Annotated in this window: 11 protein-coding genes; 7 read left to right on the top strand and 4 right to left on the bottom strand. The window is 72.6% G+C overall.

Annotated elements, in window-relative coordinates:
* Window positions 1-462: 462 nt before the first annotated feature.
* The 5 genes from LY71_RS22915 to LY71_RS22930 are packed head-to-tail and all read left to right on the top strand — an operon-like array spanning window position 463 to window position 6,383.
* Window positions 463-984, top strand: a complete 522-nt coding sequence (locus LY71_RS22915; protein ID WP_106282217.1) for a hypothetical protein — start codon at window positions 463-465, stop codon at window positions 982-984.
* Between the two features lie 27 nt (window positions 985-1,011).
* Window positions 1,012-2,316, top strand: coding sequence for a Dyp-type peroxidase (locus LY71_RS22920; RefSeq protein ID WP_211297501.1), 1,305 nt, complete (start codon window positions 1,012-1,014; stop codon window positions 2,314-2,316).
* 22 nt (window positions 2,317-2,338) lie between these two features.
* The gene (locus tag LY71_RS23250; protein WP_146146227.1) at window positions 2,339-4,105 is read left to right on the top strand and encodes a cytochrome P450; all 1,767 of its coding nucleotides are present in this window, start codon (window positions 2,339-2,341) and stop codon (window positions 4,103-4,105) included.
* Complete coding sequence (locus LY71_RS22925; RefSeq protein WP_170121462.1) at window positions 4,102-5,127, top strand: NAD-dependent epimerase/dehydratase family protein; 1,026 nt, start codon at window positions 4,102-4,104, stop codon at window positions 5,125-5,127. Before LY71_RS23250 ends, LY71_RS22925 begins: the two co-directional genes overlap by 4 nt.
* Window positions 5,124-6,383 carry an SMP-30/gluconolactonase/LRE family protein gene (locus LY71_RS22930; RefSeq protein ID WP_106282223.1) on the top strand — a complete coding sequence of 420 codons (1,260 nt, stop codon included), beginning with the start codon at window positions 5,124-5,126 and terminating at the stop codon, window positions 6,381-6,383. The genes LY71_RS22925 and LY71_RS22930 overlap by 4 nt, the downstream gene beginning before the upstream one ends.
* Window positions 6,384-6,498: 115 nt before the next feature.
* On the opposite strand, the gene LY71_RS22935 is transcribed toward LY71_RS22930, so the two are convergent.
* Entirely contained in the window at window positions 6,499-8,043 is a 1,545-nt protein-coding gene (locus tag LY71_RS22935) for a DUF2235 domain-containing protein (RefSeq protein ID WP_106282235.1), read from the bottom strand.
* 220 nt (window positions 8,044-8,263) lie between these two features.
* On the bottom strand, window positions 8,264-8,545 hold the full coding sequence (locus LY71_RS22940; protein ID WP_106282225.1) for a hypothetical protein: 282 nt from the start codon (window positions 8,543-8,545) through the stop codon (window positions 8,264-8,266).
* 206 nt (window positions 8,546-8,751) lie between these two features.
* On the opposite strand from LY71_RS22940, the gene LY71_RS22945 reads away from it, so the two are divergent.
* Together LY71_RS22945 and LY71_RS22950 are read left to right on the top strand one after the other, a co-directional pair.
* The gene (locus tag LY71_RS22945) at window positions 8,752-11,787 is read left to right on the top strand and encodes an AfsR/SARP family transcriptional regulator (RefSeq protein ID WP_106282227.1); all 3,036 of its coding nucleotides are present in this window, start codon (window positions 8,752-8,754) and stop codon (window positions 11,785-11,787) included.
* A gap of 122 nt (window positions 11,788-11,909) precedes the next feature.
* Window positions 11,910-12,500, top strand: coding sequence for an RNA polymerase sigma factor (locus tag LY71_RS22950; RefSeq protein ID WP_106282229.1), 591 nt, complete (start codon window positions 11,910-11,912; stop codon window positions 12,498-12,500).
* A gap of 198 nt (window positions 12,501-12,698) precedes the next feature.
* Here LY71_RS22950 and LY71_RS22955 read toward each other — a convergent pair whose 3' ends face one another.
* Window positions 12,699-13,283, bottom strand: coding sequence for a nitroreductase/quinone reductase family protein (locus LY71_RS22955; protein ID WP_106282231.1), 585 nt, complete (start codon window positions 13,281-13,283; stop codon window positions 12,699-12,701).
* Window positions 13,284-13,995: 712 nt separating this feature from the next.
* Window positions 13,996-15,135, bottom strand: coding sequence for a PheS-related mystery ligase SrmL (gene srmL, locus LY71_RS22960; protein WP_106282233.1), 1,140 nt, complete (start codon window positions 15,133-15,135; stop codon window positions 13,996-13,998).
* Between the last annotated feature and the right edge of the window lie 835 nt (window positions 15,136-15,970).

Genomic DNA, 15,970 nt, shown 5'->3' on the forward strand with positions numbered 1-15,970 from the left:
AACTCCTCGGGGTACTTGCTCCGTCGGCCCACCCGGGCCCTCCCTCCTCGGCTTGCGCCAAGTCTGGAGGTGTTCAGCCGACGGGGGTCACTTCAGTCGAGAAGGTCAACGGCACCCCACTCCCCGCGCGAGGTGGCCCGAACCAGCCCTGAGCCGGCCTGGAGGCGTGCCCGACGGTCGGGCCCCTGGGCAGGTGCCGACCCTGACGGGTGTCGTCACCTGCGCGGTGACGCCGCCGTGACGGGCTGCTCGCGATGCTGCGCCTGTCGCACAGCTCCCGGCCGACGCGGGAGCAGGTCGCGTCGGGAGGTGGTCCTCATGTCGCCGAGTGACCGGGCAGCTGACCTTCCCCTCGACTCCGGCGCGGCGCGGGACAGCGACGCGCCTTTGACAGGCCCGGGCACACCCGCGTCCCGCCGGAGAGCGCGCCGAATGCAACCGCAGTCCCGAGAGGAGCATCCCGTGACCACGACTTCGCGGACGGCAGACGTGACCGAGGACTCGGCCAGCTCGCCCTTGGCCAGGGGCACGCAGGCCCTCACCGCGCTGGTGCACATCAAGCCCGGCCGGCGGCAGCAGCTGCAGCAGGTCCTGGCGACAGTGGGGGAGCGCATCGCGTCGGGCCAGCTCGGTCCCCTCGACGAGATCGGCACCGTCCACTTCGCCCGATGGGTGATCCTCCCCGACTGCGGTGAAGAGGGAGGCCTGCTGTTCACCACCAACTACGACGGCCCGTGGGACCGGTACATCGAGGCGTTCGCCGAGAAGGCGCATGAGTCCTTCCAGCTGATCTACGACAACTGCGTGGGATGGCCGGAAGGCGGCGCCACCGACATCGAGGCGTTCAAGAAGTACATCAAGGACAACTCGCTGCCGTCGGACGTCTACTACCGGGCCTATCCCATGGCGACGGTGCGCGAGGTGAAGAGCGCTCTGCGGCTGAAGCAGAGCTTCATCGACGCGCTCGACGAAGCCAGCCGGTAGCTGCGGACGATGCAGTCGGAGACGACCGTGCTGGACCGCAGCGACATCCAGGGGTTCGTGCTGCGCGGGTACCGCATGCCCCACGCCGCATACCTGTTCTACCGGTTCACCGACGGGCCGGCCGCTCGCAAGTGGCTGGCCGACATGGTCGATCCGGTCACCACGGCGGAGGAGTGGGACGCCGCACCGTCGTGGTGCGCGAACGTGGCACTGACCTACCCGGGCCTGGAGGCGCTGGACCTGCCGACGGAGTCCCTCGACAGCTTTCCGGCGGCCTTCCGCCAGGGCATGGCCGCGCGTGCTGCCGAGCACCTGGGCGACGTCGGCGACGACCTCCTCGGCAACTGGGAGCCGGAGCCACCCTTCGCCTCCCGCGGCGTGCACGCGATGCTCATGCTCTCCGCGCACGAACGGGGCGAGCTCGAGCAGCGGGTGCGCGCCTTTCGCGAGCGGGCCGGGGCCGGGGGCGGCCTGGAGGAGGTCGGCTGCGAACACGCTGCCGCGCTCGGTGGCGCGCACGCCGAGCGCGAGCACTTCGGCTTCCGGGATGGCATCTCCCAACCGGTGCTGCGCGGCAGCGGCCTGGAGGAGCACGCACCGCCTGGTCGGCCGCCGGTGAAGCCGGGGGAGTTCCTGCTGGGCCACCCCGACGAGCGGGATGCGGTCAGCGCACTGCACCCGGCTCTCCTCGGACGCAACGGCACCTACGCCGTGTACCGCAAGCTCTCCCAGGACGTCCCCGCGTTCCGCCGCTTCCTGCATGCCGAGGGGAGAGGGGATCCGGACCTCCTGGCCGCGAAACTGATGGGGCGCTGGCCCAGCGGAGCACCGCTCGCGCTGGCCGAACGGGCCGACGATCCCCTCCTGGCCTCCTGCGCGAAACACAACAACGCCTTCGACTACCTCCACGACGAGCTCGGCTTCTGCTGCCCGCGGGGCGCGCACGTGCGACGTGCCCATCCGCGCACGGGTTCGCCCTCCGAGCGCCGGCACCTGCTCATCCGTCGAGGGCTGCCGTACGGCCCCGAGCTGGACGACGGAGCGTCCGACGACGGCGCCGACCGGGGGCTCGTCGGGGTCTTCCTGAACGCGAGCATCGAGCGTCAGTACGAGTTCGTGCAGCGTGAGTGGATCAACGCGCCGGACTTCGACGGCCTGCAGGACGACCCGGATCCGATCGCCGGGCCGGGCGGGGGGACCTTCACCTGGCAGGGACGGCGTCCGCGCTGGCTCAGGGGGCTCCCGCGCTTCGTCACCGTGCGCGGCGGCGAGTACTTCTTCGTCCCCAGCATCACTGCTCTCCGCCTCCTGAGCGACACGCCTGCACCCTGAGACCGAGCGCCTGGAGCCCCTGATGACCGCGACCGCCCCGACGCCGGGCAGTTTTCTCGACGACGTCTCGACCGCTGAGGCGGACACCCCGCTCCCGCCGACGCCACCCCCGATGCCCGATCCGGCCGCCCCGGAGTACAGCGGCGACCCGGAGCTCTACGAGCAGGACCGGAAGGTCGCCGAAGCCGCCTCCTCGGCCTTCGCTGCGGCGGCTCAGCGACGGGGCGAGGCGGTCGGCCGGGTCGTCTCGACCTGGGTGGCCACGGCCCCCTTGGACATGCTGCAGCAACTCCTCGACCAGCCCGATGCGGTGATGCCGGTCTTCCGGCCGGCCTTCGGCCCGGTGGTCGTTGCGCGGCACGAGCACGTGATCACCTGCCTGTCGCGCCCCGACCTGTTCACCGTGGACCTGTACGCGCGAGAGATGGCCCGGGCCACCGACGACCGGACGAGGAACCCCGGCGCCTTCTCCCACTTCCTGCTCGGCACCGACGACGACGACCTGTACCGGATCGACGACGTGCTCCTGCGCCGCACGGTGTCCCGCGCCGACGAGCCGCGGCTCACCGCCCTGGTCCGCGCGGAGGCCGAGAGCTGGGCCAGCGCGGCCGCGTCGGCCGAGGACGGCGTGGTCGACGTCGTCCCCACCCTGGCCAGGACCGTGCCGATGCGGATCGTCGGCGACTACCTCGGCGTGCCGGCTGCGGAACTCGGCGAACCGTCGGCCCTGGACGGGTGCAACGGCGGGGACCCGTTCCCCCTCGACGACGCGCTGCTCCGGGTCTACGCCTTCCAGCAGATCGCGGAGGGCCGGGTCCCCACGGCCGGCGATCTCTTCGGCTGGATCAAGGACGTCTTCCGCAACACCTTCAACAACTTCAACCAGGCCAGCCCGTGGTTCGCCGAGGCCCGCGAGCGCGGGCTGGTCGCCACCGAGTACCTCACCGCCTGGATCCACGCGCTGCTGGTCGCGCAGAAGCAGCGGCTGCTCCGCGGTGAGCCCGTCCCGGACACGCTGCTCACCCGGTTGCTCAGGTTGCAACAGGAGGTCGGCGGAGCGGAGGAGGGTTCGCTCACGGAGGACGTCACCGCGCTGCTCGGCGCCGCGCCGCCCGAGGGGGAGCTGGCGCGGCGCCTGTCCGACTCGATGATCCGGTCGAACGTCTTCGGTGTCGTGGTGGGTGCGGTCGTCAACCCGCAGGAGGCGACCTGCCGGGTGGTCGACGCGATGTTGCGCCTGCAGGCGGGCGAGTACGAGACGGTCGACGGGGCGAGCTACGACGACGCGGTGCGACTCGCCCGCCTGGACCGCGGTGACCCGGGTTATGAGACGGGACTGGCCAGACTGCGCGCCTACGCTCTCGAGGCCCTGCGGCTGCGGCCGCAGGGGGAGGTGCTGCTGCGGCTGTGCACCGCCGACGGCGCGGAGCTCGGCGGCCTCCCGATCCGCCGGGGCACCCCGGTGTTCGTCGGCTACGCGGGCGCGATGCGCGACCCGCGTACGGTGCCGCACCCGCTGGCCTTCGATGTGACCCGCGACGAGCAGCTCGTCGGCTACCGGCAGGACGCCGAGCGCGCCCGCGAGGCCCCGCAGAGCCGGCTCTACCTGCAGCACGGGTTCGGGCGCCATAAGTGCCTCGGCCGCTACGCGTCGGAGATCACGCTGCAGGAGTCGCTGCGGGCCGTGCTGCGGCTGGGGAGGCTGCAGCGCCGCACCGAGCTGGAACTGGACGAGCACAACCTGTACGCCCGCAGCCTGCGGATCGGCGTCGGCGGAGGCCCGCGGTGAGCGGCGTCCTCGTCACCGGCGCCGCGAGCTTCCTCGGGTCGCACGTGGTCCGGCGGCTCAACGAGCGCGGGGTCCGGCCACGCGTCCTGGAGTTCCGGGACAGCGACCGGCGGCCATTGGAACAGTGGGACGTCGAGGAGGCCGAGGGACACCTCGAGGACCCCGCGGTGGTGAGGGCAGCCTGTGCGGACGTCGACACGGTGCTGCATACGGCCTTCAGGGTCCGGATGGGTGGCGGCCCTAGGACGGTCGAAGAGATGCGGCGGGTCAACGTCCTCGGGTCCGAGCGTCTGCTGACAACTGCCGCGGCCAACGGCGTCCGGACCGCGGTCGTCACCAGCAGCGCCCTGACGATCGGCGTCAACCGCAGGCCGGAGCCGCTCGACGAGTCCGCGGACCCGGCCGAGCACGCGTTCACGCTCCCGTACGCGGTCCTCCGTGGCGACGCCGAGCGGGCCTCGTTGGCGCTGGCCCGGCCGGGGTTCAGCGTGGTCGCTGTGTGCCCGTCGTTCACCTTCGGCCCGGACGACCCCGTGGGAGCGCCCGCGAACGGGCTCGTCCGGGCGCTGCTCACTGGCCGGATGCGGGTCAGGATCCCGGTCGGGGGATTCGGCTGCCTCGACGTCCGGGACTTCGCCTCGGGCATGTTGCTGGCGGCCGAGCGGGGAGTGTCCGGCCGGCGCTACCTGCTCAGCGGGGACAACGTCACCGCCGACGGCTTCCTCGAGCAGGTGGCCGCGATCGGCGGCGTCGACCCGCCCCGGTTCCGGGCGCCGGTCGCCCTGCTGCACGCGGCGGTGGCCGTCGCGGACCTGGTGAGCAGACTGCGCCGGAAGGAGCTCCCGGTCGCTCCCGAGGTCCTGCAGCTGCTCGGGCGCTATGCCTGGTACGACACCACCCTCGCCCGCACGGAGCTGGGCTGGAGCCCGCGTCCGCTGACCAGGACGCTGGAGGACACCACCGCCTGGCTGCGGGCCACCGACAGCCAACCGCACCACAGCGGACGCGGAGCCCGCTCGTGATCCGACTCGGGCTGGCGCTGCTGGCCGGACTGGTGTGGTGGCGGCGGTCGGCGCCCCGGCCGGAGATCGAGATCGCCGACCCCCTGCACATCGACGGGTCCACTGCGGCGGCGGTCGCGGCGGTCGACCACTCCGCCGACTTCGCCCGGGACCTGGAACGGTTCCCGTCCGACCTGCCGGGCATAGACGACCTGGTGTTCGTCGACGCCGGCGCGACCGCGCTGGTCACAGCGACCGACCGGCGGATCTGGACCGTCGACACCCGGACCCACGCCGCGGAGCCGTTCGTCGCGCTGCCGTCGATGGCCTACGGGTTGCACGAAGCGCCCGACGACCCCGACCGGGTCTACCTCTGCGTGGCCGGGTCCTACGGCGGACCCGACGGGACGGGCATGGTCGCCTCCCCGGGGCTGTACCGGTTGACGCGGCACGACGGCTTGGTCGAACCACTCGTCCTCGAGGTCCCCGCCGACGACGGCCGACCGCGCGGGCCGGTCGTGTACGCCGACGACGACCCGACCGCGCCCGAGGCCGGACCCGGACGGACCGGGCCGCGCCGCCCGCTGGCCGTGTGCGACAACCTCGACGTCAGCGATGACGGCCGGCGCATCTACTTCTCCGAGCCGTTCGACTACATCGGCGCGTCGGTGGACGACGCCGTCGACGAGGCCATCGCACTCGCCCCGAACGGCCGGCTGTGGCGACACGACCTGGACACCGGAACCACCCGACTGGTGGCGGCCGGGTTCCACTTCGTCAACGCGGTGCTCCTCGACCCGCACCCCGAGCGCCCGCGCGAGGAGTCCGTCCTCGTCACGCAGACGTCGATGTTCCGGCTGACCCGCTTCCACCTGCGCGGACCCCGGGCCGGAGCCGCAGACGTGGTGCTCGACGGCCTCCCCGGCATGGCCGATGGGATGGACCGGGACGCCGACGGGCGGATCTGGGTCGCCCTGTTCGCGGAGCGCGGCCGGTTGATCACCTGGGTGCACGCGCATGCTTGGGTCAAGCCGCTGGTCATGCGCCTGCCTGCCCGCCTGTTGCTGCGGCAGGCCGGACGCACCGGCGTGCTCGTGGTCAGCCCCGACGGCAGTACCCCGCTGTGGTCGGCGATGTACCGAGGACCGGAGCTGGTCTCCGTGGCCTCCGCGGTGCCCGGCCCGGAGGGGGTCTACCTGGCCAACGAGAGCCTGACGCCCGGACGGGAGGCTAGACGCGGCGTGATCCGGCTCCGGTGGCCGACCGGGCTGCGCTGACCCGCACACCCGCACCGGTTCGCCGCCGTGCGCGCCGACGATCACCGCGCCGTCCCCCGGGGCGGCCGCGGTGGTGACGGCGCCATGATCCCGGCGGCTGTGGAACGGCGGCTGGTCACACGCGGGTGACGGTGAGCCGCACCCGGCCAGAGTTGTTGCCGTAAAAGCCCCAGGCGTCGTTCGCGAAGGCGTAGAGATACCCGGGCCGGGCCACGTCGTGCTCGACGCCTGCGCCGATGGCGATCCGCTCGTGCGGTCGTGCTTGCTGCGGCGGGACGTCGGAGACCTCGTTCGCGAGCACACCCACGAGCGACATCCAGGGCAGCGTCTCTTCCCTGCGCGCTCCGTAGAAGTCCGCGGCCCGGTTGCCGGTGAGCCGCCGATAGACCTCCTCGGCCCGTCCCACCAGGGTGCCGACCAGCTGACCGATGGCGCGCGGCCGCAGCAGGCGACCGCCGGCCTCACCGGCCGGACCGGACTCGAACGTGGAACTGCGCCACGAGCCCTCGGCGGTGAACCGGTGCAGGCCCGCCTCGAGGTAGAGACCGGTCTCGGTCCAGCAGTCGTCCGCGCGGACCTCCACGGTCGCGGATTCCCGGGGGGCGAGCCGACGGGTGGGACGGTAGGGCCCGTCCTGGAGGCCCTGCTCCTGCTGCCGGGCGTAGGCGGAGGCGTGCACCGCCGCATCGTTCGGCCACCGAGGGTCGAGGAGGGGCACGGCGCGGGGCCGGGGTTGGAACAGCGCCTCGGCCGCCCACCCAGCCGGCCCGGACACGCTGCGGACGTCACCGTGGATCCGGTCGGCGGGATCCGCGCGGACGGCCCGGACCGCGACCTGGTCGAAGGCGAGCCCCACCGCCTCGGTGGCCTCGGTCATCATCCAGAGCAGGGCTCCGTCGGACAGACCCGTCTCGCGGTGCCCACCCCCGACGTCGCTGTGGTCGCCCGGGAACCAGACCTGCTCGACGTCCTGCCCGGGCCCCGGTGCTGACCACAGAGTGGGGGCGAAGGGGCCGCGGAACTCGTCGAGCGCGACGGCGTGACGTGCGTGCGGGATGCAGGGGTTGAGCGTGACGTCGTGGAACTGGTAGCGCAGGGGTGAGTCGGCAAGGTTCACCAGGCCGAGGTGATCGGGGATCCCGAGGGACCCGACGGTGTCCCAGACGCCGATGAACCGGACGGGGATGTCGGCCTTCTGCTCGGGATCGAAGGCGAACCGGAGTCCGCGCCGCCAGCTCGGCTGCGCCTGGTTGCCTTCCCGGTACTTCTCCTCGTACACCCGCTCGACGAGTCCCCGCGCCGCTCTGTCGGACATGCCGGAGAGGTCGAGCAGGCCGCAGGCGCTGATCATCCCGGCCAGGCTGCGCGCCGTGTACGCGCCGCGGCTGAACCCGAAGAGGGAGATCCGATCACCTTCACGGAAGGTGGTTGCGATCCAGCAGTAGGCTTCGATCACCTTCTCCGAGAGGCCCTTGCCCGCTACGCCGCCGGTCACCCGGGTGACGAGAAGGCCGGTGGCGCCGACGCCCGGGAAGTACTGACACCGCTGCTCGTGGCCGTTCGCGTCCACCGGCGCCAAGGCGGCCGCGAGACGGTGGACGTTGGTCCGGTCATGAGGCTTCTGCCAGGTGCCGTCGCAACAGACGACGAGCTGTCGCATGAGCTGCTCCTCCCGACCGAGCCCCAGGTGGACAGCCCGGTCCACGCCGTCCCCGGCGCCCCTGACGCACGACCCGACCGGCGACGCGCGTTCCAGACGTGACGCCGTCGAACGCTACGGTCGGGCCCGTCACCGGGCCGTCACCGTCGTGTCATGCACGTCGCCGGGGGACGTCGTCGCAGGACCGCGAGTCAGCGCCTCGCCCGACCGGCTGTCCCGATCAGGGGGACAGTGCGGTCGGAGCCAGGCTCATGACGCGTCGAGGCTCTCGGAGCAGTCCGTCGTGCCGAGGGACGTGCCGCAGGGAGACGATCACGTCCAGCCAGACAAAGGCGGCCCGCCCCGCGTCGACGACGTCGGCCAGGCAGAGTTCGGTCGGCTTGTGGTCCTGTGCCGAGGACGTCGGGGACTCGTCACAGCCTGCATCCCCGTCATCCAGCGCCTGGGCCACGAGGCTCAACACCTGCCCGTCGTCCCACGAACAGCGACCGTTGCGGCCCATGACCGCCTCCTTCCGGCACTCGTCCTCTCACCGGCAGACCGAGGAGACGCAGGTGGGGACCGGATGAGATCGATACCGGACAGAGGCCGCGACGCCCGACCTTGATACGAGGAGCGAGGGAGTCGGGTCGGAGGACGGCGCTAGCCGTGCGTCAGCGGTGAGGAATCCGGGTGTGCCGACGGTGACACGGTGCCTACAGTCGGCCCATGAGCCGGGCGCTCAGGTACACACCGCCGCTCGCCAGCCGGGACCTGATCGTGCGGCCCCGGCTCCTGGACGCCCTGCGGAGCCGCTTCGAGCGTCCGCTGACCGTGGTGGTGGCATCCGCCGGCTTCGGCAAGACCACGCTGCTCGGTCAGGCGGTCAGCGAGAACGCGCTCTCCCCGGCGGGGGAGGACCGCTGGCTGACCTGTCAGCGGGACGACACCACGCTCTCGGTCCTGGCCTCCGGTGCCTTCGCCGCGGTCGGTCTCACCGCCCCGGTGCCGGAGAACCCGCGGCAGGCTGCGGTCGCGGTCGCCGAGGCGCTGTGGAGCGCGGCCCCGCGCCACATCGCGCTGGTCCTCGACGACGTACACCTGGTGACCCGGGGATCTCCGGCCGGAGAGTTTCTCGGCCACCTGGTGGAGGAGCTGCCGCGGAACGGGCACCTCGTCCTCGCCTCCCGTCCGCCGCTGCCGCTGTCGATCTCGCGACTGGTGGCCACCGGGCACGCCCTGGTGCTGCGGGAGGACGACCTGCAGTTCCGTGAGGACGAGGTGGCCGCGTTCGCCGAGTCCCGAGGTGTCCCCCCGGAGCTTCTCAGTGACGTGGGGGGCTGGCCGGCCCTGGCCGAACTGACGGCCACTGCGGGCCCGTTCGCCGTGAGCGGGTACGTCTGGGAGGAGCTGCTGGCCCAGCTGTCCCCGGAGCGCCGCCACGTACTGGCGCTGCTCGTCGCCGTGGGAGGGGCGGACGAGGAGATCGCCGCCGCGCTGGTCGGCCGGGACGTGGACCTCCGGTCCCTGCTGGACGGGCTGCCCCTAGTCGTGCCCTCCCGGTCCGGGTGGTGGTCGCTGCACGGGCTGTGGGCAGCGGCCTTGCAGCACCACCTCGATTCCGGGCAGGTGGCCGAGGCGCGGCGGACCGCGGCCGCCGTCCTTCGCGGCCGGGGGCAGTACCAGGAGGCGATGGGCCTGCTGCTCGACGCCGAGGCGTGGGAGGACGTCCGCCGGCTGGTCGTCGAGGTGTGCGAGTGCTGCACCGCGCTGGTGCCGACCGATGTCCTCGAGTCGTGGCTGCGCCGGTTACCGCGCGAGGTGCAGCAGAGCCCCGAGGGCCTGCTGCTCGCCGCCATGGCGGCGCAGCCGACCAGCCCCGGCGCGGCCGAGGAGCTCCTGATGCAGGCGCTCGCCGGCGCGCACGGGGACCGCGACCTGCGCTACGCCTGTGTGAACGGATTGGTCCAGCTGGCGTTTTGGCGCAACGATCGCCACCGGATGGCGCTGCTGCTGGAGGAGCTGCCGGCGGATGAGCACCCTGGCGCCTCGACGTTCGTCGCGCTCGTCCGCGGCATCCTGGCGCGCAACACCGACGAGGTCCGGTCCGCGCTGGCGGACCCCAGTCTCATGTCACGGACGGCGCTCAACCCCGTGCACCACTGGCTGCACGCCCAACTCGTCCTGCTGAGGTTGGGCGACACCTCGACCGGCGAGGTACTGGCCCGCCGTGCGCTGTCCCACCCGGCGACGACGATGCACGGCCTTGCGCGGTCCCTCCTCGTTGAGTCCTTCCGCCTGCGGGGGCGCTTGGACGAGGCGGAGCGGCTGCTGCCGTACCTGCTCGCCGACATGCGCCCGGCCAAGGTGTTGACCTCACCCGAGCTGGTGACCTGCGCGGTCTCCCTGCTCGACGTCCTCGGACGACGGACGGAGGCCGGTGAGCTGCTCCAGACGTCGCAATCGATCCTGCGCGGGTCCCCGGTTGCGTGGGCGCCCGTCGCGGGGACGCTGGCGGAGGTCTTCCACGCCCTCTCCTCGGGAGACGAGCAACGGGCAGCCGCCATCCTCCGGTCGATCAGCTCGCCCGGCGGTGGGCGCAACTCCGGCACGATCCGGGTCTCCCCGGTCGCGTTGCCGCTGCTCTACGTGCTCGTGCCCGAGGTCCGGGGACGCTGGGACGCCGACCCACCCCCCGGGGCCCTCGCCAACCTGCACGCCGGAGCCCGGGCGCTCGTCGAGCTGCGCGAGCGCGGGTCGGCGGCTGCGGCCGGCGCCGTCCCGCCCAGCGCCTGGCCGGTCCTGCGCGCCCTCCTGCCGGTGCCGTGGGTGGCCGAGCTGGCCCTGGCGATCGCCGCCGCCGGTCAGGACGGCGCACGGGCGCTCGTCGAGGATCTCGGTCCTGCCGCCCGGACGACCCTGCGGGCCCAGGCCGCGACGGCGCCCCCGGCCCTCGCGGCCACCGCTCGCTCGCTGCTGCGTGCGATCCCGGCGGTGCCGACCGTACGGCTGCACCTGCGCGTCCTCGGCCCGCTGGAGCTGCGCCGCGACGGCGGAGTCGTTGCCGCGCCGGAGCTGCGCCGGGAGCGGGTGCGTCAACTCCTCGGTTACCTGCTCCTCCACGACCGGCCGACCCGGACCGCCATCACCGCTGAGCTGTGGCCCGACCTCGACGACGCGGCGGCCGGCCGGAACCTGCGGGTCACCCTCACGTACCTGCAGAACCTCCTCGAGCCCGACCGGAGTGAGCTCGATCCGCCGTACTTCCTCCGGAGTGCCGGTCCGGTGCTGCACCTGGTGACCGACGGCGCGCTTGAGATCGACGTGCTGCAGTTCGAGCGGGTCCTGGACGAGGCCGCCCGGCTGGAGGGCCAGGGCGCGCCCTCGGCGGCACTGCCGGCCTACCTGCGGGCGGTGGAGTTGTGGGGTGGGGACCTCCTCGCCGACGTGACCGGTGCCAGTTGGCTGGAGTGGGAGCGGGACCGCGTGCGGAGCCTGTTCGTCTCCAGCGCCGTCCGGGCCGGCAACCTGCTGCTGGCGCGGGGGGACACCTCGACGGCCCGGACCCTCGCCGAGCGTGCGCTGCGGGGCGACGAGTGCTCCGAGGACGCCCACCAGCTGCTCGTCGCCGTCCACCTCGCGGACGGCGACCTCGTCGACGCCCACCGCGCCCTGCGCCGCTGCCAGCAGATGCTGCGCGATCTGGGTGTGCCACCCCAGCCGCGGACGCGCGCGCTCGCGCAGCGGCTGACGCCCCGCAGCTGAGGGCCGCCCGTTCCTTCCGACCTCTGACCAGGCGCTTCGTCCGGCTGGCGCTTCGCTAGCACGGCCTCCCGAACCTCTCCCGTGTCGGCGCGGTGCGCCGAACGGACGAGAGGAACAGGGACATGGAGCCTCCCGAGGTCACCGTCTTGATCCACCGTGCTGCCGAGGGCGATGCGGCGGCCTGGAATGCGATCGTCGACGAGTACTCCGGTCTGCTGTGGTCGGTGGTCCGCGGGTTCCGGCTCAACGAGGCCCAGACCGCAGACGCGGTGCAGACGACATGGCTGAGACTGGTCGAGCACGTCGCCGACCTCAGAGAACCCGACCACGTGGCGGGGTGGTTGAAGACGACCGCAAATCGGGTGTGCCTGCAGGTCATCCGTCAGAGCGGGCGTGAGCAGCTCACCGACTGGGACGACCACCGCGGCCTGGGGGCGGGCGCACGCTACGACGGCCTCCGGGAGGACGGTCCCGAGGCGGCCGTGCTGCAACAGGAGCACCAGGTACTGGTCCGTCGAGCGCTGGCCGAGCTCCCCGACCGGCACCGCCAGCTGATGGAGCTGCTGATGGCGTTTCCTCCGATCAGCTACCAGGACATCAGCGCCCGTCTGGGCATGCCAGTCGGCAGCATCGGTCCGACACGTGCTCGGATCCTCGCTCGCCTGCGGGTAGCTCTTGCAACGGCCGGTCTCGAGGACCTCGTCGCGAGGTGACCGTGCGGTGCTCCTACGACGGTCGCCGTCCGTGTCCCCGGAAAGCGCAGCCGCAGGCCGGGGACAGGTGTCGTGCGAAGTCGTCCCTGGCGTCGGTAACACCCGACCGGCTGGGCCTGGATGACGTATTCCAAGGGGTGGCCTGGTTGATCGCGTTGCCGGGGGACGCTGCTCCTTGACGGCGTTCCTGCGGGAACGTCAGTCCGGTGGCACGGCATGGCGCGTCCAGATGCGGGCGAGGGTGCCCAGGCTCGGCGTCGTGAACCCGACGTCGAACCTCGGAGGTCGCAAGCTGATCAGCACCAGCGGTCCGGTCACGCGCGGCGCCATCCGCGGCCAGCGCACGGCGTAGGCATGCCTGGCCGAGTGCCATTGCGGGTCGCCCGGATCCACCACGCGCGCCATGCCCTCGTGCAGTCGACCGGTGAGGCGCACGCTCACCGGCTGCGGTGTACGGAAGTTGCGCCACCACGTGGCGCGCTGCCAGTGCTGAGGCCACACGACGAGGTGGTCACCGGCACGGGCGTACTGCACCGGCACCACGTACTGCCGCCCACTACGCCGCCCGACGTAGCGCAACTCGATCGCAGAGGCGCTCAGCAGACGGTGTGCGCGCGACCGCAACACGGCCAGCACGATGGCGTTGCCCTGCGGCATCTTCAGGCGCATCCGCGCCCGACGCACACCTTGCCGGCGCAGCTCGTCGAGAGCCGCGATCACCCCGTGCACCCCGGTGTCCGGCCGCTGGCTGGCCATGCTGTCCTCCCTGAGCTGTTCGTCCACCTCGACCGTGTCCTCTCCGCCGACCCGGCGCCCGCCGCTTCGCCCGGGCCGAGAACCCCTCGATGCTGCGAGGGCAGCCGGCTCCGACCAGGACGGCACCGCGACATCGACGACGCAGATCCGACCCGCTCCGTCCGGAGTGCCTCGTCGGTCGAACGACAGGCTGACGGACTCTGCGGCGACCTCTCGTCGGACATGAGTGATCCAGACCTGGCCCACCGCCCGTTGGCCTGCCGCGGCTCGTCGGACACCACCGGACCTCCACAGGACCTGATCTCAGATCACGGCGGGATCGGGAGCCTGCCCCCAGCCCGCTGCAGTCCGCCGATCGAGAAGAGCGCTCAGCCATCCGGCCTGATACGCGTCACCCAGGCGTCGACAGACCGAGGCTTCGCGGCATCACCGCAGCACGAGGGCGCGTGCCGCAGCTGGGCCAGCGACGCATTCTCGCGGATGGAAGCCCTGCGCCGCGGACGACCTGAACCGAGTGTCCGCCCGACGATCCTCGTGGATGTCGATGGATCGAGCCCGATTCTCAAGGGCTGCCCTCGTCGTGCCCCCTGCGGCGCGCTCATGATCGGGGACGCGAGGCGGTGAGGCCCTACCTGGAGGACTGCTGACATCGTCACCGCCCCGCGGTCGCCTACGCACACTGGGGTCCACCGGCCGCCAGCCATCGACCCGGTTCGGCCCGGTCGACCCGGAGCGACGGTCAGGCGGCCCATTCCCGGTGAGGTCCGCGATGGACGGCGGCGTAGACCTCGTCGCGGAGTTCGTTGGCCTGCCGGTCGGTCAGGGTGCCCGCGAGCGGGCGCAGCACCAGGCGCAGCAGCACGTTGACCTGATCCGGGCGCAGGCCCAGCCGGGTGCGGGCGGCGGCCGGCAGGTCGGCGTAGCCGGTGCTGGCCACGACGGTCACGGACTCCAGGTCCTCGGCGGCGGGGCCGAGCGCCGCGCGGACGGCATCGCCGAGCAGTTCGGCGTCGACCGGAGGGTCGGCGACGATCGACAGGTCCCGGCGAACCGGCGGCTGCGCCGACACCGGCCGCCACGGGCGCAGGTCGAGCAGTTGGGCGGCGATGCGGGGCTCGGTCGAGCGCAGCAGGCGGATGTCGTCGATGCCCTTGCGCAGCATGAGCGCCCGGTCCAGGCCCATGCCGAGGGCCAGGCCGCTCCACCGGGTGGGGTCCAGGCCGGCCCCCGCCAGCACCCGGTCGGCGGCCAACCCGCACTCGGCCAGCTCCATCCAGCCGGTCGGCGTGTGCACGTCGATCTGCAGGCCGCAGCGGGTGTAGGGGTGCCGGGCCGGATGGGTGCGCCAGGGTGCCCCGGGGAGGACGGCGTGGACGAGCAGCTCGATCATCTGCTGCAGGTCGTCCTCGTCCATTCGCCCGTCGGGTCCGCCGGCGGTGATGCGCCACAGGTCGACCTGGTGCGGGGTGCCCACGTGCAGCCGGTCGATGCTGTCCCGGCGGTAGCACAGGCCGGGCAGCGCCAGCAGGACGTCGACCGCCGCGGCGCTCCGGTGGGTGCTCGCGGCGAGAGCCCGCAGGGCGGGCGGGACACCGGCGCTGGTGTGGCTGCGCAGCATGACCGTCTCGGCGGCGTAGCGGCTGTACCGGGTGTCGCGGGTGACGTCCTCGGTGGTGTACCCGAGGCGGTCGTAGTTGTCCTCGACGCTCACCAGGGGCCGGCGCCGCTGCAGGTCGAGGGTGCAGTCCCAGGCGTCGGTCAGGGCCGTCAGCACGTCCTCGAGCAGCAGCTGCATCGCGTGCGGCCCACCGGCGGGGTCGGACAGGTCGCGCAGCTCGAGCGCGGCCTGCAGGTCACGGGCGGAGAGCAGGGTGGTCACGGAGTCCCCTCGGGGTGTCGGTCGGGTGGTGGATCCCCCCGGCCGACGGCTCCGTGAACGGGACTACCGGCAGACCTCGGAGCCCGCACGGCTGCTCGGCAGCCGGGGGCAGGGAAAGGAGGTCGCGCGTCCGGGCACGGACCGACGGTAGCTCTCCGTGGGCCACAGCGTCCACGACAATGCACCACGACGCCGGTCCCCAGCTGTCCCGACCGGGAGGGTGGTCGTCCGGCGGCTGGGCGTCACCGCCGGCCGCTGTGAGACGTCGTGCCGGATCGGCGGGCCCGGCTCGGACCGGCGCCGGGGCGAGGAGCCAGTCGCCGGTGTCCCGGGGCGCAGCCGGACCGCGCCTACTCGGCGCGGGGCTGCACCCTCGCAACGGGCCCATCCCGTGAGCACCTCGTCCGAGAACTCCGGCGCGGTCGCGACGACCAGCGCCCACAGCTAGTCACTGATCAGCCGCGGTGGCCGTGACACGAACGTGACGATCCGGTGACGGCTCGTGCCTAACCTTTCTGGCTGAACGCTTCGAATCCCCTGATTGGACGGGGCGAAAGTGCAATCCGTGCCGGTCGAGCCCCGATCGGCCCCTGCCTCGGGAGATCCCATGCGCCACCGCACCCGTCACCACCGGACCGTGGCCGCCGCAGCGGCCCTCGTGCTGTTGGGCACCGGCGCCGGGAGCGCCGAAGACGTGTCCGCCGCTGCGAAGCCGACCACGCCGGAGTGGTCGCTGTGACCGCGGTGGACGTGCCTCCCGGGAAGGTGCTGGAGCACCTCGAGGTGTTCCAGGCCATCGCCAACGCCAACAACAGCAACCGGGCCTCGGGCACGT

The sequence above is a fragment of the Geodermatophilus tzadiensis genome (assembly GCF_003002915.1).
GTDB lineage: Bacteria > Actinomycetota > Actinomycetes > Mycobacteriales > Geodermatophilaceae > Geodermatophilus > Geodermatophilus tzadiensis.